The organism is Nocardioides aurantiacus, assembly GCF_003752505.1.
In the GTDB taxonomy this organism is placed as follows: Bacteria; Actinomycetota; Actinomycetes; order Propionibacteriales; family Nocardioidaceae; genus Marmoricola; species Marmoricola aurantiacus.
The window spans coordinates 2,312,215-2,336,750 of sequence record NZ_RKHO01000001.1 but is presented as its reverse complement, the minus strand read 5'-3'; the positions used below and the strand labels follow the sequence as shown (position 1 = coordinate 2,336,750).

Sequence of the window (24,536 nt, the reverse complement as noted above, 5' to 3'; positions counted from 1 at the left end):
GAGTGGTGTCGGACCGGATGGGTACTCTCGAACACATGAGCGAACAGCACCCCGAGACCGACACCCACGACCGCCGCGAGGGCGAGACCCTGGGCAGCTCCACGCCCGAGTCCGGCGCCGAGCGCGACCCCCAGGAGTGGGTCACCGGCGACGAGCCGATGACCGGCCCCCAGCGCAGCTACCTCGACAACCTGGCCCGTCAGGCGGGCGAGGAGATCCCGGCCGACCTCAACAAGGCCGAGGCCTCCGAGCACATCGAGCGGCTGCGCGAGAAGACCGGCAGCGGCGACAGCTGATCCGCGCCACGCCCCGGCGCCCCGGCGCCGGGGCACTGCTGCGCCCCGGACGTGGTCCGGCCACCCGGCCTGGGCCATGATCGGGCCATGACGACGCGCGTGGGGCTCACCGGAGGGGTGGCGTCGGGCAAGAGCACCGTCGCCGCGATGCTGAGCGAGCTGGGTGCGGTGGTGATCGACGCCGACGTCCTGGCCCGCGAGGTCGTGGAGCCCGGCACGCCCGGGCTGGACGCCGTCGTCGCCGTGTTCGGCGACGACGTGCTCACCGAGGACGGCCGTCTCGACCGGCCGGCGGTGGGTCGGCTGGTCTTCGCCGACGCAGCCGCCCGTCGACGGCTGGAGCAGATCATCCACCCGCTCGTCTACGAGCGCATCGTCGAGCTCGAGGCACAGGCGCCCGACGACGCGGTGGTGGTGCACGACATCCCGCTGCTCACCGAGAACGACCGCGGCGGCGACTTCGACCACGTGGTCGTGGTCGACGCCCCCGAGGAGGTGCAGCTCGAGCGGATGGTCGGCGACCGGGGCTGGACCGAGGAGGACGCCCGCAGCCGGGTCGCGGCCCAGGCGAGCCGGGAGCAGCGACGTGCGATCGCGACGCACGTCGTGGAGAACACCGGGACGCGCGAAGACCTCCACGACCGGGTCGTGGAGGTCTTCGAGGCCGTGCGTCCGGACCGGGGCCCGGCCGCAGGCTAGGCGGCCAGGTCCGGGTCGGCGATCTTGCGCAGCTTGGTGATCGCCTCGCGCTCGAGCTGACGCACGCGCTCGGCCGAGATGCCGTGGCGGGCACCGATGTCGGCGAGCTTGTGCTGCCGGCCGTCGACCAGGCCGTAGCGCGACCGCACGATGTCGGCCGACCGGTCGTCGAGCAGCCCGACCAGGTTGCTGAGCCGGGCGCTCGCCTCGGTGTCCAGCACGGTCAGGTCGGGCCCGGGGGCGCTCTCCTGGGCGATGAGGTCACCCAGCGAGGTGTCGCCGTCCTCGTCGACCGGGGTGTCGAGGCTGACGTGGTCGCGGCCCCACGACATCAGGTCCAGGACGCGGTCGAGGTCCATGTCGAGCTCGGCGGCGATCTCCTCGGGCTCGGGGTCGCGACCGAGCTGGCGCTCGAGCGTGCGGCGGGCCGAGCCGACCTGGTTGAGCTCCTCGACCACGTGGACGGGGAGCCGCACGACGCGGGCCTGCTGGGCGATGCCACGCGTGATGGCCTGCCGCACCCACCAGGTGGCGTAGGTGGAGAACTTGTAGCCCTTGGCGTAGTCGAACTTCTCGACCGCACGGATCAGGCCGGTGTTGCCCTCCTGGATCAGGTCGAGCATCGGCATCTGGCTGCGGCCGTACTTGCGGGCGATCGAGACCACCAGCCGGAGGTTGGCGTTGATGAAGCGCTGCATCGCGCGCTCGCCCTCCTCCATGATCCAGCGGAGCTCGGCCTCGCTGGCCGTCTTGGGGGCGCCGCCCTTGCGGCGGCCGATGCGGCCCTCCTCGAGGAGCTTGGCCGCGAACAGCCCGGCCTCGATGGTCTTGGACAGCTCGACCTCGGTCGCGGCGTCGAGCAGGGGGGTCCGTGCGATCTCGTCCAGGTAGAGCCCGACGCTGTCGCGGCCCTCGATCTCACGGTCGTTGCGGATGCTGGTGGTCGTCATCTGGGACTCGCTTCCCTTCCTACAGGCGGGACGGCGTTGCCGGCCCTGTGCTGTCCAACGTCGGGGGAGGGGGTGCGATTCCCACCGGAGTCGGGTTGGGGCCTCGTCCTGACCCCTCGGTGCTACAGACGTTCGGGTACCCCGGGGAGTTGCGGTCCAGTCGACTTCTCAGTCACTTCTCAGTGACGTGTTCCCGCCGTCGGGCGGAGGGCAGACTGGCCCCGTGGACTGGCTGCGGGACGTCGACCTGAACGCCGACCTCGGCGAGGGGGTCACCGACGACGAGGGACTCCTCGCCGTGGTCACGAGCGCCAACGTGGCGTGCGGCTTCCACGCCGGTGACGTGCCCACGATGCGTGCGGTGTGCGAGGGCGCGGTGCAGCGCGGCGTGGTCGTGGGGGCGCAGGTCTCCTACGACGACCGCGAGCACTTCGGTCGCCGCCACCTCGACGTCGCCCCCGAGGTGCTGCGGGGATGGGTCGAGGAGCAGGTCGGCACGCTCTCGGAGCTGGCCCGCGCGGCGGGGTCCGAGGTGGCCTACGTCAAGCCGCACGGCGCCCTCTACCACCGCGTCGTCGACGACGAGGAGCAGGCGGCCGCGGTGCTGGCCGGCAGCGGGTCGCTGCCGGTGCTCGGGCTGCCGGGATCGGCGGTGCTGCGGCAGGCCCGCGCGGCCGGTCGGGTGACGGTGACCGAGGGGTTCCCCGACCGTGGCTACACCCCGGCGGGCCGGCTGGTGCCACGCGACGAGCCGGGCGCCCTGGTCGAGGGCGCCGACGAGGTCGCCGCGCACGCGGTGGCCCTGGCCCGCGCCGGGGGCGACCGGGCGGTGGCCTCGCTCTGCGTCCACGGAGACTCTCCCGGGGCCGTCACCGCCGCCCGCGCGGTGCGGGAGGCGCTCGCCGCGGCCGGGATGCGTGTCCGCGCGTGGAGCTCGTCGTGACCGGCCCCCCGACGCCGCTGCGGGTCGGCCGCGACGCGCTGCTGCTCGAGTGCGCGGGGCCGGAGCAGGTCCGCGCGACCGCGGCCGCCGCGCTGGCCCGTCGCGAGTCCGGGCTGCTGGTGTGCGACGAGGTCGTGCCGGGCGCCGCGACCGTGCTGCTCGACGGGGTCGTCGACCGCAACGCGGTCCTCGCGGAGCTGGGCACGTGGGCGGACGTCGAGGTCGTCGACGACGAGGACCGGGCGGTCGAGCTGCCGGTCGCCTACGACGGGCCCGACCTCGACGAGGTGGCCCGGCTGACCGGGCTCTCGACGTCGGAGGTGGTCGACCTGCACCTCTCGACCGAGCTGCGGGTCGCCTTCTGCGGCTTCGCGCCGGGGTTCGCCTACCTCGCGGGCCTGCCGGAGGTCCTGCACGTGCCACGGCGCGACGAGCCCCGGACGCGGGTCCCGGCCGGCGCCGTGGGCCTGGCCGGCGAGTTCTGCGGGGTCTACCCGCGGGAGTCGCCGGGCGGCTGGCAGCTGCTCGGCACGACGCGGACGACGCTGTGGGACCCCTCGTCGGCGGAGCCCGCGCTGCTGCGTCCCGGCACCGCGGTGAGGTTCACCCGTGACTAGGCCGGAGGAGCGGGCGATCACGGTCGAGCGGCTGGCCGGGCTGGTGCTGCTCGCCGACCTCGGTCGTGTCGGCCTCGCCCACCTCGGGGTGCCGCGGTCGGGGGCGCTCGACCTGCCCGCGCACCGGCTGGCCAACCGCCTGGTCGGCAACGACGAGGCCGCGGCGACGCTGGAGTGCCTGGGCGGCGGCCTGCGGCTGCGGGTCGGTGCCGCGACCACGGTCGCGGTCACCGGGGCGCAGGTCCCGGTCACGGTCGACGGACGTCCCCGCGACTGGGGCGACGCCGTCGCGGTCCCGCGCGGCGGGGTCGTCGAGCTGGGGCGGGCCGTGGTCGGCCTGCGCGCCTACCTCGCGGTCGCCGGCGGCGTGGCCGTGGAGCCGGTGCTGGGGTCGCGCTCCTCCGACCTGCTCTCGGGGCTGGGGCCGCCCCGCGTCGAGGAGGGTGACGAGCTGCCGGTGGGGGAGCGTCCGGGCGCGCCGCGGCCCGTGGGCGTGGCCGTCCCGCCCCGTGCCGGCGACCCGCTGGAGCTGGTCGTGGGTCCGCGCGAGGACTGGTTCGACGAGGCCGCCCTGGAGACGCTCGGCCGGGCGGCGTACGTCGTGAGCAGCGCGTCGAACCGCGTCGGGCTGCGCCTGGAGGGACCGGCGCTGGGGTGGGCCCGGTCACGGGAGCTGCCCAGCGAGGGGATGGTGCTCGGCGCCGTGCAGGTCCCGCCCGGGGGCCAGCCGGTGGTGTTCCTCGCCGACCACCCCACGACCGGCGGCTACCCCGTGGTCGGCGTGCTCGACCCGGCCTCGGTGGCGCGCTGCGCGCAGCTCGCGCCCGGCGACGAGGTGAGGTTCCGGCTCACCCGTCCGTGACGTCGGCCGCGGCGTCCACCGGGTCCTCGGGCGGGTCCTCGGGCGGATCCTCGGGCGGCGGGCGCACGTGGGCCCGGAGCGCCGGGTCGTCGGCCTTGAGGCTCAGCACCCGTCCCGGCCCGGTGGTCGCCGTCTCGAAGCGGACCGTGACCACCCCGCGGCCGGCGCCCCAGACCCAGCCGCGGCCGTGCTCGTCGTGCTCGACGTCCATGCCGGGCCACCAGCCGCGTCCTCGCGACGCGGCGTCGAGGGCCGCCTGGGTGTCCGGGTCGACCACGACCGGGGGCTGCTCCTCGTCGGCGAACAGGTCCTCCTGGATCCAGTCGGCGAGCCCGGAGACCCCCACCCCGAGCAGGCGTACGCCGGCCGAGGTGTCGAGCTCGCGCAGCAGCTGGCGCGCCACCCGGGCGATGACGCGGCCGTCGTCGCTCGGCCCGGCGAGCGTGGCCGAGCGGCTGACCGTCGAGAAGTCGTGCAGCCGCACCTTGATCGACACCGTCCGCCCCGACAGCCGCGCCTTGCGGAGCCGCTCGGTGACCTTGGCCGACTGCCGGTCGAGCAGCGCGGAGATCAGCCGCGGGTCGACGTGGTCGGTGTCGTAGGTGTCCTCGACGCTGACCGACTTGGCCTCCCGGGTGTGCTCGACCGGACGCGGGTCCTCGGCCCGTGCCATGGCGTGGAGCCCGGACCCGTGGGCCCGGCCGAGCAGGCTCACCAGCTCCTCCTCGGAGAGCTGCTCCAGGTCCTCGACGGTGTGGACCCCCGCCCGGCGCAGCCGCTCGGCGGTGGCCGGTCCCACGCCGGGGATGACCACCACCTGCATCGGCCGGAGCACGTCGCGCTCCAGGCCAGGTGGCACGACCACGAGCCCGTCGGGCTTGTCGAGGTCGGAGGCGATCTTGGCGACGAGCTTGGAGGTGCCGATGCCGACCGAGGCGGTCAGCCCGCCGGTGACCTCCGCGACCCGCGCCCGCAGGGTCCGCGCCAGGGCGCTGACCGACGCCACGGAACGGTCGGGCAGGTCGGCGGCCTCGAGGTCGACGTAGGCCTCGTCGAGCGACAGCGGCTCGACCACCGGGCTGACCTCGCGGAGCGCACGCATCACCGCCGCGCTCGCCTCGCGGTAGGCGTCGAACCGACCCCCGAGGAACGCCGCGTTGGGGCACCGGCGGCGCGCCTCGGCGGTCGACATGGCCGAGCCGACCCCGAAGGCACGCGCCTCGTAGGACGCCGTGGCGACGACGCCGCGCCCTCCCGTGCCCCCCACGACGACCGGCTTCCCCCGCAGCGAGGGCTTGTCGCGCTGCTCCACCGCCGCGTAGAACGCGTCCAGATCCAGGTGCAGGATCGTCGGCTCGGCACGCACAGTCAGCGATCGTCGCACGCGCCACCTCGCCTCCACAGGCCGTCCGGGGGAGCCCGTCGTCCACAGGCCCCGGCGCGACGCCCCACGAGGCCCCCGCCGAGGCGAGGGTCGTGGCCATGACGACCTCGCGCGAGCCCGCTGCCGCCCCCGACCACACGCCGTACGTCGCCCGCTCGACCACCGACCTGGTCGTGATGGCGCCGCTCGTGCTCGGCTTCCACCCCCGCGACTCGGTGGTGCTGCTCACCTTCGGTGCGGGAGCCGGTCCCGGGTTCCACGCCCGCGTCGACCTGCCCACCGACCTCGCCGGTCAGCAGCAGGTGGCGGCGGTGCTGGTGCCGCCGTGCGTGGACCACGACGCGCACCACGTCGCGGTGCTGCTGCACACCGAGGACGCGGAGGCCGCACGGTCGCAGGCGGGGCTGCTCGTCGAGGCGCTGCTCGCCGCGGGCGTCGGCGTGCTCGACGTCGTCCGGGTCGAGGAGGGGCGGTGGTTCCCAGTGCCCGAGGACGGCGACCCGGGCACGGCGTACGACCTCAGCACGCACCCGTTCACCGCCCACCACGTCTTCGAGGGCCGCACCGTGCGCCGCGACCGCGACGAGGTGGCCGCCTCCCTGGTCGGCTCCGACGACACCGACCTCGCCGCGGTCACGCTCGCCGCGACCCGGGCCGCCGACGACCTGCTGCTGGGCACCCGGCCGGTGCGCTCGGTGCTGCGGCCCGAGGGGCGCTGGCTGCAGCGCCGCCTGCGACGCTCCCTGGTCGACCGGCAGTCGCTGTCGGCGGCCGACGCGGGCCGGGCCCTGGCCCTGGTCGCCCTCGCCGACCTGCGCGACGTCGCCCTCGCCGAGATCGAGCGGGGCAACGCGCGGCAGCACGTCGAGCTGTGGCGGGCGCTGGCGCGCCGCTGTCCCGAGACCCTGCTCCCCGGAGCCTGCGGGGTCCTGGCGATCGCCGCGTGGCAGGCCGGTGACGGGGCGCTCGCCTGGTGCGCGGTGGACCGGGCCGTCGAGGTCGACCCGGACGACCCGATGGCCGAGTCCGTCGCCCAGCTGCTGCTGGGAGCGGTGTCCCCGGTGACCTGGGACCCGCCCCGCGGCGACCGGCTCCCCCTGTTCCTGGGCTGAGCGGCGCGCCGGACCGGGCCGGGTGCGTCTAGGGTCGCGGCATGGGAGAAGAGGTCGACCTTCAGGAGTTCACCCGGGGCGACCGGACGCGCCACCGCGAGAAGGTGCGGCGCTGCCTCGACGTGCTGGCGCGGATGCTGCGGGAGTCGCGCTTCGACGCCGAGGACCCGATGACCGGGATGGAGATCGAGTTCAACCTCGTCGACGACGAGGGACGCCCCTCGCTGAAGTCGGCGCAGGCGCTCGAGGCGATCGCCGACCCGTCGTTCCAGACCGAGCTCGCCCAGTTCAACCTGGAGATCAACATCCCGCCGCGACCGCTGCACGCCCGCGGCGCGACGCAGTACGAGCACGACCTGCGCACGAGCCTCAACCACGCCGAGGAGCGCGCCAGCGAGGTCGACGCCCACATGGTGATGATCGGCATCCTGCCGACCCTGGAGCCGGGCCACCTGAGCCCGTCCAAGATCAGCCCCAACCCGCGCTACAAGCTGCTCAGCGACCAGATCCTGGCGGCACGCGGCGAGGACCTCGTCATCGACGTGCAGGGCCGCGAGCGGCTTCAGACGACCTCGGACTCGATCATGCCGGAGGCCGCGTGCACCAGCACGCAGCTGCACGCCCAGGTCAGCCCGGACGACTTCGCGGCCTACTGGAACGCCTCCCAGGTGATCAGCGGCATCCAGCTCGCCGTCGGCGCCAACTCGCCGTTCCTGCTCGGCCGCCAGCTGTGGCACGAGACCCGGATCCCGCTGTTCGAGCAGGCCACCGACACCCGCAGCGAGGAGCTCAAGGAGCAGGGCGTGCGTCCCCGGGTCTGGTTCGGCGAGCGCTGGATCACCTCGATCTTCGACCTGTTCGAGGAGAACGTCCGCTACTTCCCCGCGCTGCTGCCGATCACCGAGGACGAGGACCCCGTCGAGGTGCTGGAGAGCGGCGGGACGCCGTCGCTGGCCGAGCTGAAGCTGCACAACGGCACGATCTACCGCTGGAACCGACCGGTCTACGACGTCGTGGACGGCGTGCCGCACCTGCGGGTCGAGAACCGCGTGCTGGCCGCCGGCCCGACGGTCGTGGACACGATGGCCAACGCCGCCCTCTACTTCGGCCTGGTGCGCGCGCTGGCCGAGGACGACCGTCCGGTGTGGTCGCGGATGTCCTTCTCGGCCGCGGAGGAGAACTTCCACGTCGCCGCCCAGCACGGCATCGACGCGCGGGTCTACTGGCCGGGTGTGGGCGAGGTCCCGGCCACCGAGCTGCTGCTGCGCCGGCTGCTGCCGGTCGCCCGGGACGGCCTCACCCGGTGGGGCGTCGACGGCGACGAGGCCGACCGGCTGCTCGGGATCATCGAGCAGCGGTGCGTGCTGCAGCGCAACGGCGCCTCGTGGACCATCGAGCGCGTGGCCGCCCACGAGGCGGCCGGCACCGACCGCCACGAGTCGCTGCGGCTGACGCTGCAGGAGTACCGCGAGCGGATGCACGCCAACGAGCCCGTCCACACCTGGCCGGTGCCCTCCTAGCCGGTGCGCTCCTAGCCTGGGCCCTGCCGGCCCGGGCCCCCCTGGGGGCTCGGGGCGCCACCCGACCGGGAGGCCCGCACCCGCGACCACGTGTGCCCGGTGCCGCCGACCAGGTCGACCCAGCCGTGACGGCCGATGACCAGGAAGCACGGCAGCGCGAGCCCGTGGCGCCAGAACCCGGTGCGCGCCGCCCGCAACCAGGCGAGGTCGGTGTCGCCGGGCTCGAGCTCCCCGGAGCGCGCCACCCACGCCAGCACGGGCACCTCGTGGCCGCCTCGTGCTCCGGCGACCGGTGGGGCGAGGTCGGCCAGCCCGTCGAGCGCCCGCTCCACCAGGTCGGCCAGCAGGCCCGCGTCACCGGGGTCGACGTCGTCGGGCAGCTCCACGGCCTGCCCGCCCGGTCGCCCGACCCGGCAGCGCGAGGGCAGCAGTCGGCGGTGACCGGCCGCGGTGACCATCCGGCGGGCCTCGGCGCGCAGCACCGGCCCCGGGACCGGGACGACGGGGGAGGGGTCGCTCACCGGCCCACCCTGCCGCGGTCGCCCGGACGGCGTCGGCGGCCGTCCACAGGGTGCGGGCCCGGTGGCAGGATGGCCGCCATGGCCATCCACATCACCGGTGACGAGCACGCCGACCAGGTGCTCCAGGACAGTCCGTTCGCGCTGCTCACCGGCATGCTGCTCGACCAGCAGTTCCCGATGGAGCGGGCCTTCGCCGGCCCGGCCACGGTGCTGGAGCGCTTCGGCTCGCTGGAGCCGGCCGAGGTGGCCGCGGCCGATCCCGAGCAGTTCGCGGGCCTGGTCGCCGAGCCGCCCGCCGTGCACCGCTTCCCGGGGTCGATGGCCGGCAAGATCCAGGACGTCGCCCGCATCGTCGTCTCCGAGTACGACGGCGACACCGCCCGGCTGTGGGACGGGGCCTCCGACGCCCGCGAGCTGCTCCGCCGCGTCAAGGCGCTGCCGGGCTTCGGCGAGCAGAAGGCGCGGATCTTCGTGGCGCTGCTGGCCAAGCAGTACGGCGTCCGGCCCGAGGGGTGGGAGGACGTCGCCGGCGACTACGCGCTCGACGGCTACCGCTCGGTGGCCGACGTCGTCGACGCCGACTCGCTGGCACGGGTGCGGGCGTTCAAGAAGGAGAAGAAGGCCGCCGCGAAGGCGTAGGACCCCGCTCGACGGGGCAGTCTCCCGCGGCGCCCGCGGACCGGCTAGCACGTCGTCTCGCGTCCCACCTGCCGTTTTCAGGATCCCTTGGGGGGCGTGACATGATGAAGCCGAGTCATTGACACCAGCGGGTCGAGTCGCGCCTCCGCGATTTCCTGAACATTCCCTGAACGCTTTGGAGAGTTGGTTCGTGTCCCCTACCTCAGCAAGTTCGACCGCCAAGAAGACGGCGGCGAAGAAGGCCCCCGCCAAGCGGGCTGCCGCCAAGGCTCCGGCCAAGACAGCTGAGCAGATCCAGGCCGAGGCCGCCGCCGTGGGACCCGACGGCAAGCGCCTCCTCGCCGACGTCCCCGACGAGCAGTTCGAGAAGGACGTGAAGAACGACCCCTCGATCAAGGAGGACGAGAAGGACGCCACCTTCATCGTCTCCTCGGCCGACGAGACCGACGAGCCCGAGCAGCAGGTGATGGTGGCCGGTGCCACCGCCGACCCGGTCAAGGACTACCTCAAGCAGATCGGCAAGGTCCCCCTCCTCAACGCCGAGATGGAGGTCGAGCTGGCCAAGCGCATCGAGGCCGGCCTGTTCTCGGAGGAGAAGCTCGCCAAGGGCGGCAAGATCACGCCCAAGGTCCACGAGGAGCTGGAGTGGATCTGCCAGGACGGCCGTCGGGCCAAGAACCACCTGCTCGAGGCCAACCTGCGCCTGGTGGTCTCGCTGGCCAAGCGCTACACCGGTCGCGGCATGCTCTTCCTGGACCTGATCCAGGAGGGCAACCTCGGTCTGATCCGCGCGGTCGAGAAGTTCGACTACACCAAGGGCTACAAGTTCTCGACGTACGCCACCTGGTGGATCCGGCAGGCCATCACCCGCGCCATGGCCGACCAGGCCCGCACCATCCGGATCCCGGTGCACATGGTCGAGGTCATCAACAAGCTCGCCCGCGTCCAGCGGCAGATGCTCCAGGACCTGGGCCGCGAGCCCACGCCCGAGGAGCTCGCCAAGGAGCTCGACATGACCCCCGAGAAGGTCATCGAGGTGCAGAAGTACGGCCGTGAGCCGATCTCGCTGCACACGCCCCTGGGTGAGGACGGCGACTCGGAGTTCGGTGACCTCATCGAGGACTCCGAGGCCATCGTGCCGGCCGACGCGGTGTCGTTCACGCTGCTCCAGGAGCAGCTGCACGCGGTGCTCGACACCCTCTCCGAGCGCGAGGCCGGCGTGGTCTCGATGCGCTTCGGTCTCACCGACGGCCAGCCCAAGACGCTCGACGAGATCGGCAAGGTCTACGGCGTGACGCGTGAGCGCATCCGTCAGATCGAGTCCAAGACGATGTCCAAGCTGCGCCACCCGAGCCGCTCGCAGGTGCTGCGCGACTACCTGGACTGAGTCCTCCCGCACCCGACGCACACAGCCCCCGACCACCTCGTGGTCGGGGGCTGTGTCGTGCCGCGCGGTGTCAGCGGGTGCCGAGGCCCAGCAGCCGGACCAGCGTCGGTCGGAGCGGGGAGAGCACGACGGCGGAGCGGTCGTGGTCGGCGGAGCGGGCGAGCTCGAGGTCGAGCAGGGAGTGCATGGTGGTCCTTCGCAGGGTCGTCGCCACGTCGTCGTGGCTCCGGCTCAACCTCGTGGGTCCCGCGCCCCATCCCCGGCGTACGCCGGCTCGACCGTGACCTCGCACACCCCCGGACGCACCGGGGTGCCGGAGGTCAGGGGGCGATCGGCTGGGTCGTGTCCGGGGCGCCCTCGCCCGGGGGCACCGGGACCGGGACGACCGGGGCGGGGGCGGTGGCCGCCTGGCAGTCCTCGAGGGCGTCCTGCGCGGTGTGGAGCGCCTTCTTGGCGGCGTCCCAGGCGGCCTTGAGCCGGGCCTTCTCCGCCTTCACGGCGCCCTTGAGCTGTCGGTCGCTGGCGCGCTTGGCGGCGGCGGCCTCGCGGGCCTCGACCCGGGCCCGCGCCGCGGCGGCCCTTGCGGCGTCGCGCGCGGCGCGGCCCTCGGCGCCCCTGGCCCCGGCGGCCTCGCGCGCCGCGTCCCGCGACGCCTTCGCGGCGTCGCGGGCCTCGCGCGCCTCGTGGGCGCGGTGCCGCTGGGCCTGCTGGTGCGCGCTGCCGCGGCCGGCGTCGGTGAAGGCCTTCTGCGCGGCGCGCGCGGTGCCCCTGGCAGCGTCGACGCCGGTCGTCAGCGCCGCGACGTCGCAGGTGGGCGCGGAGGTGGGGGCGTCGTCGGCGTGGGCCGGGGTGGCGGCCCCGCCGAGGACGAGGGCGGTCAGGGTGCCGGCGGCGGCCAGGCGGGCGAGGGGGTGGCTCATGGTGGTCCTTCGGGGGAGGCGGGCGCGCCCGGTGCGCGTCCACCCACGACTATGACAAATCGGACATCTTGTCGTCAGGTGAACGCCGGGATCCGTGACGACGGCGGGCCGGGGTCGACATCACCGCGTCGTACCAGCAGAGTTCGACCACCACCGTGCGTGCTCGGGCGCCCACGACGGCTCGGCGGCCCCCTCCGGGACCGACCACCCTGACGACACGGAGACCCCATGACCCGCAACGACCGGCACCTGTCCACCGAGGACCTCGTCACCCGGATCGACGCGGGCACCATCGACACCGTCGTGGTGGCGTTCACCGACATGCAGGGCCGGCTCCAGGGCAAGCGGCTGCACGCGGCGTACTTCCGCGACCAGGTGCTCGGGCACGGCACCGAGGGCTGCAACTACCTGCTCGGCGTGGACGTCGACATGAACACCGTCGACGGCTACGCCATCACCTCCTGGGAGCGGGGGTACGGCGACATGGAGTTCGTCATCGACTACGACACCATCCGGCTGCTGCCGCACCTGCCCGCGACCGCGCTGATCCAGTGCGACCTCGCCTGGCCCGACGGCTCGCCGGTGGTGCAGAGCCCGCGGTCGATCCTGCAGAAACAGATCGACAAGGCGGCCGCGAGCGGCTGGGGCGCGGTGGCCGGCACGGAGCTGGAGTTCATCGCCTTCGAGGACACCTACGAGGCGGCCAGCCGGGCCGGCTACACCGGGCTGACGCCGGTCAACCAGTACAACGTCGACTACTCCATCCTCGGCACCACCCGCGTCGAGCCGCTGCTGCGCGACATCCGCAACACGATGTACGCCGCCGGCCTGGACGTGGAGAGCGCCAAGGGCGAGTGCAACCTGGGCCAGCACGAGATCGGCTTCCTCTACGCCGAGGTGATGGAGACCGCCGACAACCACGCGGTCTACAAGACGGTGGCCAAGGAGATCGCCTCGCAGCACGGGCAGTCGCTGACCTTCATGGCGAAGTACGACGAGCGCGAGGGCAACTCCTGCCACATCCACCTCTCGCTGCGCGGCCTCGACGGCGAGATCGTCTTCTGGGACGACGAGGCCGGAGGCCGTACGCCGCTCTACGACTCCTTCGTGGCCGGCATCCTCGACGGGCTGGCCGACTTCACGCTGCTCTACGCCCCCAACGTGAACTCCTACAAGCGCTTCGCCGACGGCTCCTTCGCCCCGACCGCGATCGCGTGGGGCGAGGACAACCGCACCTGCGCGGTGCGCCTGGTCGGCCACGGCGCGGGCGCCCGGATGGAGAACCGCGTGCCCGGTGGCGACGTCAACCCCTACCTCGCGATCGCCGCGATGCTGGCCTGCGGCCTCGACGGGATCGAGCGCGGGCTGGAGCTGGAGGACCCGACCGAGGGCAACGCCTACACCTCGGGCAAGCCCACCGTGCCGCGCACGCTGCGGGCCGCGCGTGAGGCGTTCGCCACCTCCGAGCTGACCCGGCGCACGCTCGGCGAGGACGTGGTGGAGCATTACACCAACATGGCCGACGTCGAGCTGGCCGCGTTCGAGTCGGCCGTCACCGACTGGGAGCGCCGCCGCAGCTTCGAGCGCATGTAGCGAGGCGCTCGGGACCGCCTCACCGCCCGCACCACCACGCACCGCAGGAGCGCCCGCATGTCCACCTACACCGTGGTCGACCCCACCACCGCCGAGGCGGTCACCGAGGTCGAGATGGCCGACCTGGCCGCCACCGACGCCGCGATCGAGCGGGCGCACGAGGCGTTCGCCTCCTGGCGCGCGGTCTCCCCGGGCGAGCGCGCCCGGCTGCTGCGGGCCTTCGCCGCCGTGGTCGACGCCCACGTCGAGGAGCTGGCCGCGCTCGAGGTGCGCAACGCCGGGCACACCCTGGGCAACGCCCGCTGGGAGGCCGGCAACGTCCGCGACTGCCTGAACTACTACAGCGCCGCCCCGGAGCGGCTCCACGGCCGCCAGATCCCGGTCGAGGGCGGCATCGACGTCACCTTCCACGAGCCGCTCGGCGTCGTCGGCATCATCGTGCCCTGGAACTTCCCGATGCCGATCCTCGCGTGGGGCACGGCCCCGGCCCTGGCCGCGGGCAACACGGTGGTGCTCAAGCCCGCCGAGCTCACCCCGCTGACGGCCATCCGCATCGGCGAGCTGGCCCGCGAGGCCGGGCTGCCCGAGGGCGTGCTCACGGTGCTGCCCGGCGAGGGGCCGGTCGTGGGGGAGCGGTTCGTGACCCACCCGCTGGTGCGCAAGGTCTGCTTCACCGGCTCCACGCGGGTGGGCAAGCAGATCATGGCCGGCGCCGCCGACCAGGTGAAGCGCGTGACGCTGGAGCTCGGCGGCAAGAGCGCCAACATCGTCTTCGACGACGCCGACCTGGCCGCGGCGGCCGCCAGCGCGCCGTACGCCGTGTTCGACAACGCCGGCCAGGACTGCTGCGCCCGCTCGCGGATCCTGGTGCAGCGCTCGGCGTACGACGAGTTCCTCGGCCGCCTCGAGACCGCGGTCCGCGGCATGCGGGTCACCCACCCCGGCGAGGACCCCGACAGCGAGATGGGCCCGCTGATCTCGGCCGCCCAGCAGGCGCGGGTGCAGGGCTACGTCGACGGCGCGCGCGAGGTGGCCTTCGCCGGCGACGTCCCCGACCTCCCGGGCTTCTGGGTGCCGCCGACGGTCGTGCTCAGCCACGACGTGGCCGAGCCGGTGTGGCGCGAGGAGGTCTTCGGCCCCGTCGTGGCGGTGATGCCCTTCGACGACGAGGCCGAGGCGGTCGCGCTGGCCAACGACAGCGAGTACGGCCTGTCGGGCTCGATATTCACCCGCGACGTCGGCCGCGCGCTGCGCGTGGCCCGCGGCGTGGAGTCCGGCAACCTCAGCGTCAACAGCCACGCGGCGGTGCGCTACTGGACGCCCTTCGGCGGCTTCAAGCAGTCCGGCCTCGGTCGCGAGCTCGGACCGGACGCCCCCGAGGCGTTCACCGAGACCAAGAACGTCTTCATCAGCTACTGACCGACCCCTCTGCGAGGGGTCCACGAGACTCGACCGGGGACGGTCGGGGGAGGAGCACCACATGGCGGGACGTCTCGACGGCAAGGTCGCCGTCGTCACCGGCGGCTGCAGCGGCATCGGCCTGGCGACCGTGAAGCGGTTCGTCGAGGAGGGTGCGAAGGTCGTCATCGGCGACCTCGACGACCAGCGCGGCCACGAGGTCGTGGGCCAGCTCGGCGGCACCGACCTGCTGAGCTTCGTGCACGTCGACGTCACCGACGCCGAGCAGGTCGACGCGCTGTTCCAGACGGCCAAGGACACCTACGGCTCGGTCGACGTCGCCTTCAACAACGCGGGCATCTCCCCGCCGGAGGACGACTCGATCCTCACCACCGACCTCGAGGCCTGGCGCAAGGTCCAGGAGGTCAACCTCACCAGCGTCTACCTGTGCTGCAAGGCGGCGCTGCCCCACATGATCGAGCAGGGCAAGGGCTCGATCATCAACACCGCGTCGTTCGTCGCGGTCATGGGCGCGGCCACCAGCCAGATCTCCTACTCCGCCTCCAAGGGTGGTGTGCTCTCGATGAGCCGTGAGCTCGGCGTGCAGTTCGCCCGCCAGGGCGTCCGCGTCAACGCGCTGTGCCCCGGTCCGGTCAACACCCCGCTGCTGCAGGAGCTGTTCGCCAGCGACGCCGAGCGCGCCGCGCGCCGGCTGGTGCACGTGCCGATGGGCCGGTTCGGCGAGCCCGAGGAGATGGCCAACGCCGTGCTCTTCCTCGCCTCCGACGAGTCCAGCTTCATGACCGCCTCGACGTTCCTCGTGGACGGCGGCATCAGCGGGGCCTACGTCACGCCCGTGTGATGACGACCGCGCCGCTCGTCGGTCTCACCACCTACCGCGAACCCGCGCGGTGGGGGGTCTGGGACCAGTCCGCCGACCTGCTCCCCTCCTCCTACGCCCGCGCGGTCGAGGTGGCGGGGGGCGTGCCGGTGCTGCTCCCGCCCACGCTGCCGTACGCCGCGGCGGCCGAGGTCGTCGTGGCAAGGCTGGACGCCCTGGTGGTGTCCGGCGGCGCCGACGTCGAGCCGACCCTGTACGACCAGGTGCCGCACCCGGCGACCGGTCCGCCCCGCCGCGACCGCGACGCCTGGGAGCTGGCCCTGCTGGCGGCGGCGCAGGAGCGGGGCCTGCCCGTCCTCGGGGTCTGCCGGGGCATGCAGGTGATGTCCGTGGCGGCCGGCGGGTCGCTGGTGCAGCACCTGCCGGAGGTCACCGGCACGCCGGTGCACGACCCGGGAGGCGACGGCTTCGGCGCGGTCGAGGTGCGGCTGCAGCCCGGGAGCCGGCTCGCGGACCTGCTGGGCGCCGAGCGGACCGGCGTACGGTGCCACCACCACCAGGCCGTGGCCACCCACCCCGGGCTCACCCCGGTCGCCTGGGCCGACGACGGCACCGTCGAGGCGCTCGAGCGCCCGGGCGAGGGCTTCTGGCTCGGGGTGCAGTGGCACCCCGAGGTCCACGGCGACGCCGAGCTGTTCCGTGGGCTCGTCGAGGCCGCCACGCCGGCGTGACCGGGCGCGGTCTGGTCCGTCTCACGCCTGGGTCCCAGCTGGCGGGAGCACCGGACCGATCTGGTTGTCGGGACCAACGGTGCGCGACAGGCTCCGAGGGCTCTCTCGGGTGACGGCACCCGGTCGCGGCCCGGCCGCAGGGAGCCGATCCCAGGGGACTCCATGTCACTGCGTCACGCCCGCCGCCTCACCGCGGTCCTCGCCGGTCTCACCGCCGCCCTCGTCACCGCGCCCGCACTCGGGGCGACCTCCGGCACCATCACCGTCCCCGACGACGTCGTCCGGTCCCTCTCCGACACCCGCGCCACCGGGAGCTACCAGGTCGTCGGCACGGGTCTGCAGATCCGGACCACGGGCAGCACCTCGACCGACAAGGTCGCGGAGTACGTCGCGACCGCGACCCCGCTGGCCGCCGCCGGCGAGCCGACCCTGGACTTCACGAACACCTCGGGCGGCGGGGTGCCGGGTGCCCAGCTGGTCGTGGACTTCGACCTCGACGGCACCCCCGACGGCATCCTGATCGGCGAGCCCGGTGTCTACGGCAACGACTGGTGGCTGAACAACGGGGCCGAGCAGTTCGTCAAGGACGGCGCCCCCTCCCACGCACCCGGCTCCGGCAGCGCCAACCACGGCACCCTCGACCAGTGGCGGGCGGCCTTCCCGGACGCCCAGGTCGCGGCCTTCGGCTTCTCGCTCGGCTCCGGCGTCAAGGGCGACGGGGTCCTGGACGCGATCCGCTTCGCCGACACCCGCTACACCTTCGCGAACGCGGTCGTGCTGAGGTCCGCGCAGGAGTGCAAGGACGGCGGCTGGGCGACCAGCACCAAGCCCGTCTTCCGCAACCAGGGCGACTGCGTCAGCTCCTTCGCCTCCGCCAGGTAGCCCCGCCACGACAGCCCCCGGTCGCACGCGCGACCGGGGGTTGTCGTGCGTCGCGACGTCTGCCCGCGACCCTCGGGACGTGAGCGTCGCCACCACGCCGCCGGGACGACGCTGGTGTCCCGAGGTCCGTCCGTGCGTGGCAGGTTGTGCCCGTGACGAACGCGACCACCGACCCCTGGGCCGTCTGGCGCGAGGCACGCCCACCGACCCGGCTGGTGCACCTCGACAGCGCGTCGGCCGGGCGGTCGTCGTACGCCGTGCTGGAGGCGGTCGGCGACCACCTGCTCCTCGAGGCCCAGGTGGGCGGCTACGTCGCGGCCGACCAGGCGGCTCCCGCCCTGGACCGGGCGCGCGCCGACCTGGGCCGGTTGCTGGGCCTCGGGGCGGGCGACCTGGCGTTCGTCGAGAGCGCGACGGCCGCCCTGGACGTGCTGCTCGACGTCTGGCCGCTGCCCGCGGGGTCGCGGGTGGGCGTGCCGCCGTCGGCGTGGGGCCCCAACGTCGAGCTCGTACGCCGCCGCGGACACCTCCCCGTCCCGCTGCCCGTCGACGGGGTCGGCGTGCTGACGCCCGACCTGCTCGACGGCGCCCTCACGACGGACCCGCCCGACCTGGTGCTGCTGGATCTCGTCGCCGCCCACCGTGGGCTGGTGCAGCCCGCCCGGGAGCTCGCGGCGGTGGCCCGCCGCCACGGCGTGCCGCTGTGGGTCGACGTCGCGCAGGGCCTGGGTCACGTCGACGCGGACACCGGCGCGGACGCCGTGGTGGCCACCAGCCGCAAGTGGCTCACCGGTCCGCGCGGCGTCGGCCTGGTCGGGGTCGCGTCGGGGCACCACGACCGGTTGCGGGTGCCGGCGCGCGCCAAGCACCCGGACACGGGACCGGTCGCGCTGCTGGAGTCCGACGAGGCGCACGTCGCCGGTCGGCTGGGCCTCGGCCTCGCGGCGGCCGAGCTGCTGGCCGTCGGCCCGGAGGCCGTCGCAGCACGGCTCGTCGAGGTGGGCCAGGAGGTCCGCGACCGGGTGGCCGAGGTCCCGGGCTGGCGCGTGGTGGGGCCCGACGCGCCCGCGGCCGCGATCACGTCCGTGGCGCCGACCGCCGGGCAGGATCCGGCCCGGGTCCGGGCCGGCCTGCTCGCCGCCGGGGTGCTGACCACCCTGTGCCTGCCGTGGCGCGCGCCCGGCGAGGTGGGGGAGCACGACCCGGGCAGCCTGCGCGTCAGTCCGCACGTGGACGTGGTCGGCGACGACCTCGACGCGCTCGTCCGCGGCCTGGTCGCGGCCGCGGGGTGAACGCCCGGGTGGCCACTTGGACCGGCGGGTCCCGTGTGCTTGTGTTGAGGGACGGCTGCTCCGGCACGACTGGCAGCCGCTGACGAGGACGGCCCCCGCGGCCGGCCCCGCACCGACCCGCGGTCGCACGAGGCGACCGGTCCGGACCAGGAGGGGCAGCACCGATGACCAGCCACGAGACCCGCCCCGGGGGCCTCACCGCGCAGACCACCGGGACCACCACCGACCGGGACGGGGACGCCCCCTCGGTCCTCGCCCGCCGTCGGCTCCCCGATGCCTCCAGCGACCCGCTGCTCCGCGCGGCGGACCCCGTCGCCGCCGCCGAGGAGCACGTCGCCGCCACCGCCCTGCGCGAGACGCCGCCGGGCCACGAGGGCGGCGGCCGCGTCGGGCTCGAGCTCGAGATGCACCTCGTCGACCTCGAGCGCCCCGGGCGCCGGCCCATCTGGGACGAGGTGCGCCGGCTCGTCCACGACCTGCCCGCCCTGCCGATGGGCAGCTCGGTCACCGTCGAGCCCGGTGGGCAGGTCGAGCTCTCGACCCCGCCCGCCGACGACGTCGTGCTCTCGATCGCCGCGCTCGGCATCGACCGCGACCACCTGCGCCGCGGCCTGGCCGCCGCCGGCTTCGGGGCCGCGCCCCTCGGCACCGACCCCGCCCGTCCCGTGCGCCGCGTCAACCCCGCCCCGCGCTACAGCGCGATGGAGCGCCACTTCGACGCCCTCGGCTGCGCGGGGGCCGGCAAGGCGATGATGAGCGCCACCGCCGCGCTGCAGGTCAACCTCGACGCCGGACCCGAGGCCGAGTGGTCCTCGCGGATGGCCCACCTGCGCGCGATGGTGCCGGTGCTGGTCGCCGCGTCCTCCACCTCGCCCTACCTCGCCGGCGAGGCCAGCGGCTGGCACTCGATGCGCCAGGGGGTGTGGCAGGGCATCGACCACGGTCGCAGCGACCCGTTCCCCTCCGGCCCGCCGGCGGCCGCGTGGGCGGCGTACGCCCTGGACGCGCCGGTGATGCTGGTCCTCGACGACGGCGTGCTGCGACCGGTGACCGAGCGGGTGCGCTTCCGTGACTGGTTGAGCGGCGACGCGCTGTTCTCGCGGCCCGCGGTGCAGGCCGACCTCGACTACCACCTGACCACGCTGTTCCCGCCGGTCCGCCCGCGCGGCTACCTCGAGCTGCGCTGCCTCGACGCGCTGCCCGACCGCTGGTGGCCCGCGATGACGGCGCTGACCGTGACGCTGGTCGACGACCCGGTGGCCGCCGACCTGGCCGCCGAGATCGTCGCGCCGGTCCACGACCGCTGGGAGACCGCGGCCCGCGAGGGCCTGGCCGACCCGGCGGCGCGCCGCGCGGTGCTGGGCTGCGTCGAGCTGGCACTGAGCCGCGGCCCGGTCGAGCTGCGCAGCGAGCTGGTGGCCCTGCACGACCTGTTCGCCCGCGGCAGCAGCCCCGCCCAGGAGCTGCGCGACCGCATCGACGCCGTCGGCCCGCTGGCCGTGCTGCTGGAGGAGGCCCGTGCCTGAGCCCCGGACCACCCGGACCACCCTGACCACCACCTCGCCGGCCGAGGTGCCCGGCGGCCGCGAGGCCGCGGCCCGGGCGCTCGACGAGGCGCGCCGGCGCACGCTCGTGCTCACCGACGTCGACGAGCCCGAGCTGACCGCGCAGCACAGCCCGCTGATGAGCCCGCTCGTGTGGGACCTCGCCCACATCGGCCAGCAGGAGGACCTCTGGCTGCTGCGGGGCGGCGACAGCGCGGCCCAGGGGCTGCTGTCGTGCCGTGTCGAGCAGCTCTACGACGCCTTCGAGCACCCACGCGCCTCGCGCGTCTCGCTGCCGCTGCTCGGGCCCGCCGAGGCCCGCCGCTACCTCGCCGACGTCCGCAGCCGGGTCGTGGGCGGCCTGGAGCGGGTGCCCGACGACTCCGCGAAGGCACTGTTCCCGACCCACATGGTGCTGCAGCACGAGCAGCAGCACGTCGAGACGATGCTCGCCACCCACCAGCTCCGCGACGGCGCCCCGCTGCTCGGGGCCGGCACGCCGCTGCCGCCCGGCCGCGACGTGCCGCACGACGCCGTGCTGGTGCCCGCCGGGCCGTTCGAGCTCGGCGTCGACGGCCACGCCGAGCCCTGGTCGCTCGACAACGAGCGTCCGGCCCACGTGGTCGACCTGCCGGCGTTCCGGATCGGCCGGGTGCCGGTCACCAACGCCGAGTGGCAGCGCTTCGTCGACGCCGGTGGCTACGCCGAGCCCCGCTGGTGGTCGGCCCGCGGCTGGGCCCACCGCCAGGAGGCCGGGCTGGAGCGCCCGCTGTTCTGGGCCGGCGACGGCTCCCGGCGCCGCTTCGGCCACCACGAGGAGCTCGTGCCCGACGAGCCCGTGCAGCACGTCTCGTTCTTCGAGGCCGAGGCGTACGCCGCCTGGGCCGGCGCCCGGCTCCCCACCGAGCAGGAGTGGGAGAAGGCCTGCACCTGGGACCCCGCGCTGGGTCGTCGGCGCCGCTGGCCGTGGGGCGACTCGGCATGGACCCGCGAGCTGGCCAACCTCGGCGGCGAGGCGCTGCGTCCGGCTCCCGTGGGCGCCTACCCCGGCGGCGCCTCGGCCTACGGCGTGGAGCAGCTGATGGGCGAGGTGTGGGAGTGGACGTCCTCGTCCTTCGAGCCCTGGCCCGGCTTCGAGCCGATGCTCTACGCGCAGTACAGCGCCCCCTTCTTCGGCGGCGACTACCGCGTGCTGCGCGGCGGCTCCTGGGCCGTGGGGGAGGGCGCGGTGCGCCCGTCGTTCCGCAACTGGGACCACCCGGTGCGGCGGCAGATCTTCACCGGCCTGCGCCTGGCGTGGGACGTCGAGGGCGCCGACCGTCCCGAGGGGGGCGCCTGAGTGTGCCGGCACCTCGCGTGGCTCGGTGAGCCACGCACCCTCGACGCGCTCGTGCTCGCCCCCGAGCACGGCCTGCTCCAGCAGAGCCACCACCCGCGGCGCCAGTCGCACGGCACGATGAACGCCGACGGCTGGGGCGTGGGCTTCCACGTGCCCGGTCGCGCGGAGCCCGCCCGCTGGCGCTCGTCCCGGCCGCTGTGGAGCGACGCCTCGTTCGCCTCGGTCGCCCCCACGATCTCCTCCGGCTCGGTGCTGGCCGCGGTGCGGTCGGCCACGCCCGGCATGCCCACCGACGAGTCCGCGGCGGCGCCGTTCGCGGGCGGACGCTGGCTGGTCTCGCACAACGGCCGCGTCGAGCGCTCCGTCCTCCCGTCGTACGCCGAGGCGGAGTCGGTGTGCGACGCGGCGGTCCTGGCGGCGCACGTGCTCGCCCACGGCGTCGACCGGCTGGCCGACACCGTCGTCGAGGTGGCCGGTCTCGACCCGACGGCACGGCTGAGCCTGCTGCTGCTCGACGGGCAGCGCGTGCTCGCGACCACCTGGGGCGACGGGCTGTCCTACCGCCTGGACGACGACGGCGTCGTGGTGGCCAGCGAGCCCTTCGACGACGACCCCGGCTGGGTCGACGTGCCCGACCACCACCACCTCGAGGCGACCCGTGACGGGGTCGTCGTGACCGCGCTCGACCGCTAGGGGCGTGGGCCGAGGCCCGCCGCAGCAGCACCGCCGGTCGGTGCGAGGGCCAGGCTGCCCGGCCGGTCGCGCAGCAGCCGGTGGCAGGGCCGCTCGACCACGAGGTGGAGCGCGACGGCGGCCGCGACGCACACGGGCGAGATCACCAGCAGCTGCAGCGCCGGGTCGGCCGGCAGCACGGGCAGCAGGTTGACGATGACGAGCTCGTGGACGAGGTAGAAGGCGAAGGAGACCTCGCCGGCGAGCACCGCCGCCCGGCTAGTCAGCCCGCCGCGCCGCCCGGTGAGGTCGCGCTGGGCGACGTGCAGCACCAGCAGCAGGAACGGCACCGCCATCACGACGTTGGACACCGGCGACTCCAGCCAGGTGCTCAGCACCACCCCGAGCGCCAGCGCCGCCCCGACGACGACCGACGGGACCCGCGGGCGCCACCCGTCGCGGAAGTACAGTCCGGCGACCAGTCCCAGGACGAACTCGGCGGCCCGGACCGGTGGCAGGTGGTCGGCGCGGTCCGGAGCCACCTGGTAGGCGACCACGGCCAGCAGGAGCCCCAGGACGACCAGCGTCCACACGACCGGGTGGGGGAGGCGTCGCACCACGACCACCGCCAGCGGGAACAGCGCGTAGAAGAAGGCCTCGCAGCTCAGCGACCAGGAGACGCCGTTCATGCCGTAGACGACGTCGTTGTCGGTGGACCAGGCCTGCAGCATCAGGGCGTTGGCGACGGCAGCCCGGGCGTCGCGGTTGACCGAGACCACCGGCACGACGATCGCCACGAGCAGGGTTGCGAGGTCGCTCGGGTAGACGCGGGCCAGGCGACGCCGGTAGAAGGTCCGGGCCGGCAACCCGGGCCGCGTGCCCCACGCGAGGACGAAGCCCGACAGCACGAAGAAGAAGGCCACGCCCGTCCCACCCACGGCCGACACGCCCCACGGCAGGGACGCGACCCCGTGGGCCTCGAGGTGCACGACGTACACCGCGACGGCCGCGGGCGCCCGGAGGCTGGTCAGGCGCGGCAGCAGCCGCCCCGGGCGCTGCTCGCCCGGTGCCGGCACGGCGCCGGTGGGTGCGGGCAGGTACCGGGACATCGACGTCAACCCAGGTGTGTGGGGAGGGTGCGCCGACGTCGGGTGAGGCCGGTGCCCGAGAGCCCCGAGCGGAGCCCAAGGCGCACGACGGCGGTCCCGACGGCCTCGCCGCCGCCGGCGCCGCCCGGTCTGCTCCACCCGGCCCGCACCGTGGACAGCACCGCGGGGGCGGGGTAACGGGGGCCTGACTAGGGTCGGTACGGCGGATCCCACGGGGAGCCGCCTGCGACGAACGTTCCCACCACCACCTCGAGGCGACCCGCGACGGGGTCGTCGTGACCACCCTGGAGCCTTGATGCCGATCCGCACCACCGAGGTCCACCTCGACCCCGGGGCGCTCGCCGACCAGATGGCCGACGACGTCCGCGCGGGGCTGACCGCGACGCCGCGCACGATCCCGCCCAAGTACTTCTACGACGCCCGCGGCAGCCTGCTCTTCGACGAGATCACCCGGCTGCCGGAGTACTACCCCACCCGCACCGAGCGCGCGATCCTCGAGGACCACGCCAAGGACGTCGCGCTCGCCACCGAGGCCCGCTCGCTGGTGGAGCTGGGCAGCGGCACCTCGGAGAAGACCCGGCTGCTGCTCGACGCGCTGCGCGACGCCGGCACCCTGGAGACCTTCGTGCCGCTCGACGTCGACCCCGCGATCCTGGCCGACGCCGCGGCCGCGGTGGCGCAGGAGTACCCCGGCGTGACCGTGGCCCCGGTCGTCGCCGACTTCGAGCGGCACCTCACGCTGCTGCCGCGGCACCCCCGTCGGCTGCTGGCCTTCCTCGGCTCCACGATCGGCAACCTCGACCCCGACCAGCGAGCCGACTTCCTGGCGCAGGTGCGCGCCACGCTGGTCGAGGGCGACGCGTTCCTGCTCGGCACCGACCTCGTGAAGGCCGAGGAGCGGCTGGTGGCGGCGTACGACGACGCGGCGGGCGTGACGGCGCAGTTCGACCTCAACGTGCTGCGCGTGCTGCAGCGCGAGCTCGGTGCCGAGCTCGACCCCGACGCCTTCGAGCACCGCGCGGTGTGGGTGGCCGAGCACGAGCGCATCGAGATGCGCCTGGAGTCCGTGCGCGACCAGACGGTCCGCATCGGGTCGCTCGACCTCGACGTCGACCTGGTGGCCGGCGAGCAGGTCCGCACCGAGATCTCCACCAAGTTCCGCCGCGAGGGCGTCGAGCGTGAGCTGGCCGCGGCGGGGCTGCGGCTGACCCACTGGTGGACCGACGCGGCCGGCGACTTCGCGCTCTCGCTGTCGGTGCCCGCCTAGACGTCGCGTCCGGGGTGT

General features: G+C 74.5%; 24 protein-coding genes. 19 read left to right on the top strand and 5 right to left on the bottom strand.

Annotation, left to right across the window (positions count from 1 at the left end; all coding sequences use genetic code 11):
- The first annotated feature begins 35 nt into the window (after nucleotides 1–35).
- Nucleotides 36–296 (top strand): DUF3072 domain-containing protein, encoded by a 261-nt coding sequence (locus EDD33_RS11205; protein WP_123390885.1) that lies wholly within the window; start codon nucleotides 36–38, stop codon nucleotides 294–296.
- A gap of 87 nt (nucleotides 297–383) precedes the next feature.
- Entirely contained in the window at nucleotides 384–995 is a 612-nt protein-coding gene (coaE, locus tag EDD33_RS11200) for a dephospho-CoA kinase (RefSeq protein ID WP_211332518.1), read from the top strand.
- Here the strand turns inward: coaE and EDD33_RS11195 are convergent.
- On the bottom strand, nucleotides 992–1,945 hold the full coding sequence (locus EDD33_RS11195; RefSeq protein ID WP_123390883.1) for a sigma-70 family RNA polymerase sigma factor: 954 nt from the start codon (nucleotides 1,943–1,945) through the stop codon (nucleotides 992–994). The genes coaE and EDD33_RS11195 overlap by 4 nt on opposite strands.
- Nucleotides 1,946–2,177: 232 nt before the next feature.
- On the opposite strand from EDD33_RS11195, the gene pxpA reads away from it, so the two are divergent.
- Genes pxpA through EDD33_RS11180 form a run of 3 tightly spaced genes read left to right on the top strand, consistent with a single transcriptional unit; the run spans nucleotide 2,178 to nucleotide 4,367 of the window.
- On the top strand, nucleotides 2,178–2,888 hold the full coding sequence (gene pxpA, locus EDD33_RS11190; protein WP_123393317.1) for a 5-oxoprolinase subunit PxpA: 711 nt from the start codon (nucleotides 2,178–2,180) through the stop codon (nucleotides 2,886–2,888).
- Nucleotides 2,885–3,505 carry a 5-oxoprolinase subunit PxpB gene (pxpB, locus tag EDD33_RS11185; RefSeq protein WP_246003474.1) on the top strand — a complete coding sequence of 207 codons (621 nt, stop codon included), beginning with the start codon at nucleotides 2,885–2,887 and terminating at the stop codon, nucleotides 3,503–3,505. The genes pxpA and pxpB overlap by 4 nt, the downstream gene beginning before the upstream one ends.
- Entirely contained in the window at nucleotides 3,498–4,367 is an 870-nt protein-coding gene (locus tag EDD33_RS11180; protein WP_246003473.1) for a 5-oxoprolinase subunit C family protein, read from the top strand. Before pxpB ends, EDD33_RS11180 begins: the two co-directional genes overlap by 8 nt.
- On the opposite strand, the gene EDD33_RS11175 is transcribed toward EDD33_RS11180, so the two are convergent.
- A complete protein-coding gene (locus EDD33_RS11175; RefSeq protein WP_123390882.1) occupies nucleotides 4,354–5,733 on the bottom strand; it encodes a DNA polymerase IV in 1,380 nt (459 codons plus the stop codon). The genes EDD33_RS11180 and EDD33_RS11175 overlap by 14 nt on opposite strands.
- A gap of 116 nt (nucleotides 5,734–5,849) precedes the next feature.
- Between EDD33_RS11175 and EDD33_RS11170 the strand changes: the two genes are divergently transcribed.
- Together EDD33_RS11170 and EDD33_RS11165 are read left to right on the top strand one after the other, a co-directional pair.
- Nucleotides 5,850–6,863, top strand: a complete 1,014-nt coding sequence (locus tag EDD33_RS11170) for a DUF4192 domain-containing protein (protein ID WP_123390880.1) — start codon at nucleotides 5,850–5,852, stop codon at nucleotides 6,861–6,863.
- Nucleotides 6,864–6,904: 41 nt separating this feature from the next.
- The gene (locus tag EDD33_RS11165; protein ID WP_123390878.1) at nucleotides 6,905–8,383 is read left to right on the top strand and encodes a glutamate-cysteine ligase family protein; all 1,479 of its coding nucleotides are present in this window, start codon (nucleotides 6,905–6,907) and stop codon (nucleotides 8,381–8,383) included.
- Between the two features lie 11 nt (nucleotides 8,384–8,394).
- On the opposite strand, the gene EDD33_RS11160 is transcribed toward EDD33_RS11165, so the two are convergent.
- On the bottom strand, nucleotides 8,395–8,904 hold the full coding sequence (locus tag EDD33_RS11160; protein WP_123390876.1) for a hypothetical protein: 510 nt from the start codon (nucleotides 8,902–8,904) through the stop codon (nucleotides 8,395–8,397).
- 78 nt (nucleotides 8,905–8,982) lie between these two features.
- Here EDD33_RS11160 and EDD33_RS11155 point away from each other — a divergent pair, with 78 nt between their 5' ends.
- Nucleotides 8,983–9,543: an HhH-GPD-type base excision DNA repair protein gene (locus EDD33_RS11155; RefSeq protein ID WP_123390874.1), complete on the top strand. Its 561-nt coding sequence runs from the start codon at nucleotides 8,983–8,985 to the stop codon at nucleotides 9,541–9,543.
- A gap of 166 nt (nucleotides 9,544–9,709) precedes the next feature.
- On the top strand, nucleotides 9,710–10,930 hold the full coding sequence (locus tag EDD33_RS11150) for an RNA polymerase sigma factor (RefSeq protein ID WP_425463866.1): 1,221 nt from the start codon (nucleotides 9,710–9,712) through the stop codon (nucleotides 10,928–10,930).
- Nucleotides 10,931–11,250: 320 nt separating this feature from the next.
- On the opposite strand, the gene EDD33_RS11145 is transcribed toward EDD33_RS11150, so the two are convergent.
- Nucleotides 11,251–11,850, bottom strand: a complete 600-nt coding sequence (locus tag EDD33_RS11145; protein WP_123390872.1) for a hypothetical protein — start codon at nucleotides 11,848–11,850, stop codon at nucleotides 11,251–11,253.
- A gap of 228 nt (nucleotides 11,851–12,078) precedes the next feature.
- Here EDD33_RS11145 and EDD33_RS11140 point away from each other — a divergent pair, with 228 nt between their 5' ends.
- The 9 genes from EDD33_RS11140 to egtC all read left to right on the top strand — a co-directional run bounded on the left by EDD33_RS11140 (nucleotide 12,079) and on the right by egtC (nucleotide 22,163).
- Nucleotides 12,079–13,443, top strand: coding sequence for a glutamine synthetase family protein (locus EDD33_RS11140; RefSeq protein WP_123390871.1), 1,365 nt, complete (start codon nucleotides 12,079–12,081; stop codon nucleotides 13,441–13,443).
- A gap of 57 nt (nucleotides 13,444–13,500) precedes the next feature.
- Nucleotides 13,501–14,862 (top strand): aldehyde dehydrogenase family protein, encoded by a 1,362-nt coding sequence (locus EDD33_RS11135; protein WP_123390869.1) that lies wholly within the window; start codon nucleotides 13,501–13,503, stop codon nucleotides 14,860–14,862.
- Nucleotides 14,863–14,923: 61 nt separating this feature from the next.
- Nucleotides 14,924–15,703, top strand: coding sequence for a 3-oxoacyl-ACP reductase (locus EDD33_RS11130; protein WP_056543632.1), 780 nt, complete (start codon nucleotides 14,924–14,926; stop codon nucleotides 15,701–15,703).
- Nucleotides 15,703–16,413, top strand: coding sequence for a gamma-glutamyl-gamma-aminobutyrate hydrolase family protein (locus EDD33_RS11125; RefSeq protein WP_123390867.1), 711 nt, complete (start codon nucleotides 15,703–15,705; stop codon nucleotides 16,411–16,413). The genes EDD33_RS11130 and EDD33_RS11125 overlap by 1 nt, the downstream gene beginning before the upstream one ends.
- Before the next feature lie 162 nt (nucleotides 16,414–16,575).
- Nucleotides 16,576–17,295 (top strand): hypothetical protein, encoded by a 720-nt coding sequence (locus EDD33_RS11120; protein ID WP_123390865.1) that lies wholly within the window; start codon nucleotides 16,576–16,578, stop codon nucleotides 17,293–17,295.
- Nucleotides 17,296–17,447: 152 nt separating this feature from the next.
- A complete protein-coding gene (locus tag EDD33_RS11115; RefSeq protein WP_170169786.1) occupies nucleotides 17,448–18,587 on the top strand; it encodes an aminotransferase class V-fold PLP-dependent enzyme in 1,140 nt (379 codons plus the stop codon).
- Between the two features lie 164 nt (nucleotides 18,588–18,751).
- On the top strand, nucleotides 18,752–20,113 hold the full coding sequence (gene egtA, locus EDD33_RS11110; protein WP_123390862.1) for an ergothioneine biosynthesis glutamate--cysteine ligase EgtA: 1,362 nt from the start codon (nucleotides 18,752–18,754) through the stop codon (nucleotides 20,111–20,113).
- Entirely contained in the window at nucleotides 20,106–21,470 is a 1,365-nt protein-coding gene (egtB, locus tag EDD33_RS11105) for an ergothioneine biosynthesis protein EgtB (RefSeq protein WP_246003471.1), read from the top strand. Before egtA ends, egtB begins: the two co-directional genes overlap by 8 nt.
- A complete protein-coding gene (gene egtC / locus EDD33_RS11100; RefSeq protein WP_123390860.1) occupies nucleotides 21,471–22,163 on the top strand; it encodes an ergothioneine biosynthesis protein EgtC in 693 nt (230 codons plus the stop codon). It abuts the gene before it with no gap.
- On the opposite strand, the gene EDD33_RS11095 is transcribed toward egtC, so the two are convergent.
- Complete coding sequence (locus EDD33_RS11095) at nucleotides 22,160–23,251, bottom strand: acyltransferase family protein (RefSeq protein ID WP_123390858.1); 1,092 nt, start codon at nucleotides 23,249–23,251, stop codon at nucleotides 22,160–22,162. The genes egtC and EDD33_RS11095 overlap by 4 nt on opposite strands.
- Before the next feature lie 295 nt (nucleotides 23,252–23,546).
- Here EDD33_RS11095 and egtD point away from each other — a divergent pair, with 295 nt between their 5' ends.
- Nucleotides 23,547–24,518, top strand: a complete 972-nt coding sequence (egtD, locus tag EDD33_RS11090) for an L-histidine N(alpha)-methyltransferase (protein WP_123390856.1) — start codon at nucleotides 23,547–23,549, stop codon at nucleotides 24,516–24,518.
- Nucleotides 24,519–24,536: the final 18 nt, after the last annotated feature.

Bases quoted from the DNA above. Each gene is read 5' to 3' on its own strand.
- EDD33_RS11205 (WP_123390885.1), top strand. From the start codon at position 36: ATGAGCGAACAGCACCCCGAGACCGACACCCACGACCGCCGCGAGGGC.
- coaE (WP_211332518.1), top strand. From the start codon at position 384: ATGACGACGCGCGTGGGGCTCACCGGAGGGGTGGCGTCGGGCAAGAGC.
- EDD33_RS11195 (WP_123390883.1), bottom strand. From the start codon at position 1,945: ATGACGACCACCAGCATCCGCAACGACCGTGAGATCGAGGGCCGCGAC.
- EDD33_RS11170 (WP_123390880.1), top strand. From the start codon at position 5,850: ATGACGACCTCGCGCGAGCCCGCTGCCGCCCCCGACCACACGCCGTAC.
- EDD33_RS11165 (WP_123390878.1), top strand. From the start codon at position 6,905: ATGGGAGAAGAGGTCGACCTTCAGGAGTTCACCCGGGGCGACCGGACG.
- EDD33_RS11155 (WP_123390874.1), top strand. From the start codon at position 8,983: ATGGCCATCCACATCACCGGTGACGAGCACGCCGACCAGGTGCTCCAG.
- EDD33_RS11145 (WP_123390872.1), bottom strand. From the start codon at position 11,850: ATGAGCCACCCCCTCGCCCGCCTGGCCGCCGCCGGCACCCTGACCGCC.
- EDD33_RS11140 (WP_123390871.1), top strand. From the start codon at position 12,079: ATGACCCGCAACGACCGGCACCTGTCCACCGAGGACCTCGTCACCCGG.
- EDD33_RS11135 (WP_123390869.1), top strand. From the start codon at position 13,501: ATGTCCACCTACACCGTGGTCGACCCCACCACCGCCGAGGCGGTCACC.
- EDD33_RS11130 (WP_056543632.1), top strand. From the start codon at position 14,924: ATGGCGGGACGTCTCGACGGCAAGGTCGCCGTCGTCACCGGCGGCTGC.
- EDD33_RS11125 (WP_123390867.1), top strand. From the start codon at position 15,703: ATGACGACCGCGCCGCTCGTCGGTCTCACCACCTACCGCGAACCCGCG.
- EDD33_RS11120 (WP_123390865.1), top strand. From the start codon at position 16,576: ATGTCACTGCGTCACGCCCGCCGCCTCACCGCGGTCCTCGCCGGTCTC.
- egtA (WP_123390862.1), top strand. From the start codon at position 18,752: ATGACCAGCCACGAGACCCGCCCCGGGGGCCTCACCGCGCAGACCACC.
- EDD33_RS11095 (WP_123390858.1), bottom strand. From the start codon at position 23,251: ATGTCCCGGTACCTGCCCGCACCCACCGGCGCCGTGCCGGCACCGGGC.
- egtD (WP_123390856.1), top strand. From the start codon at position 23,547: ATGCCGATCCGCACCACCGAGGTCCACCTCGACCCCGGGGCGCTCGCC.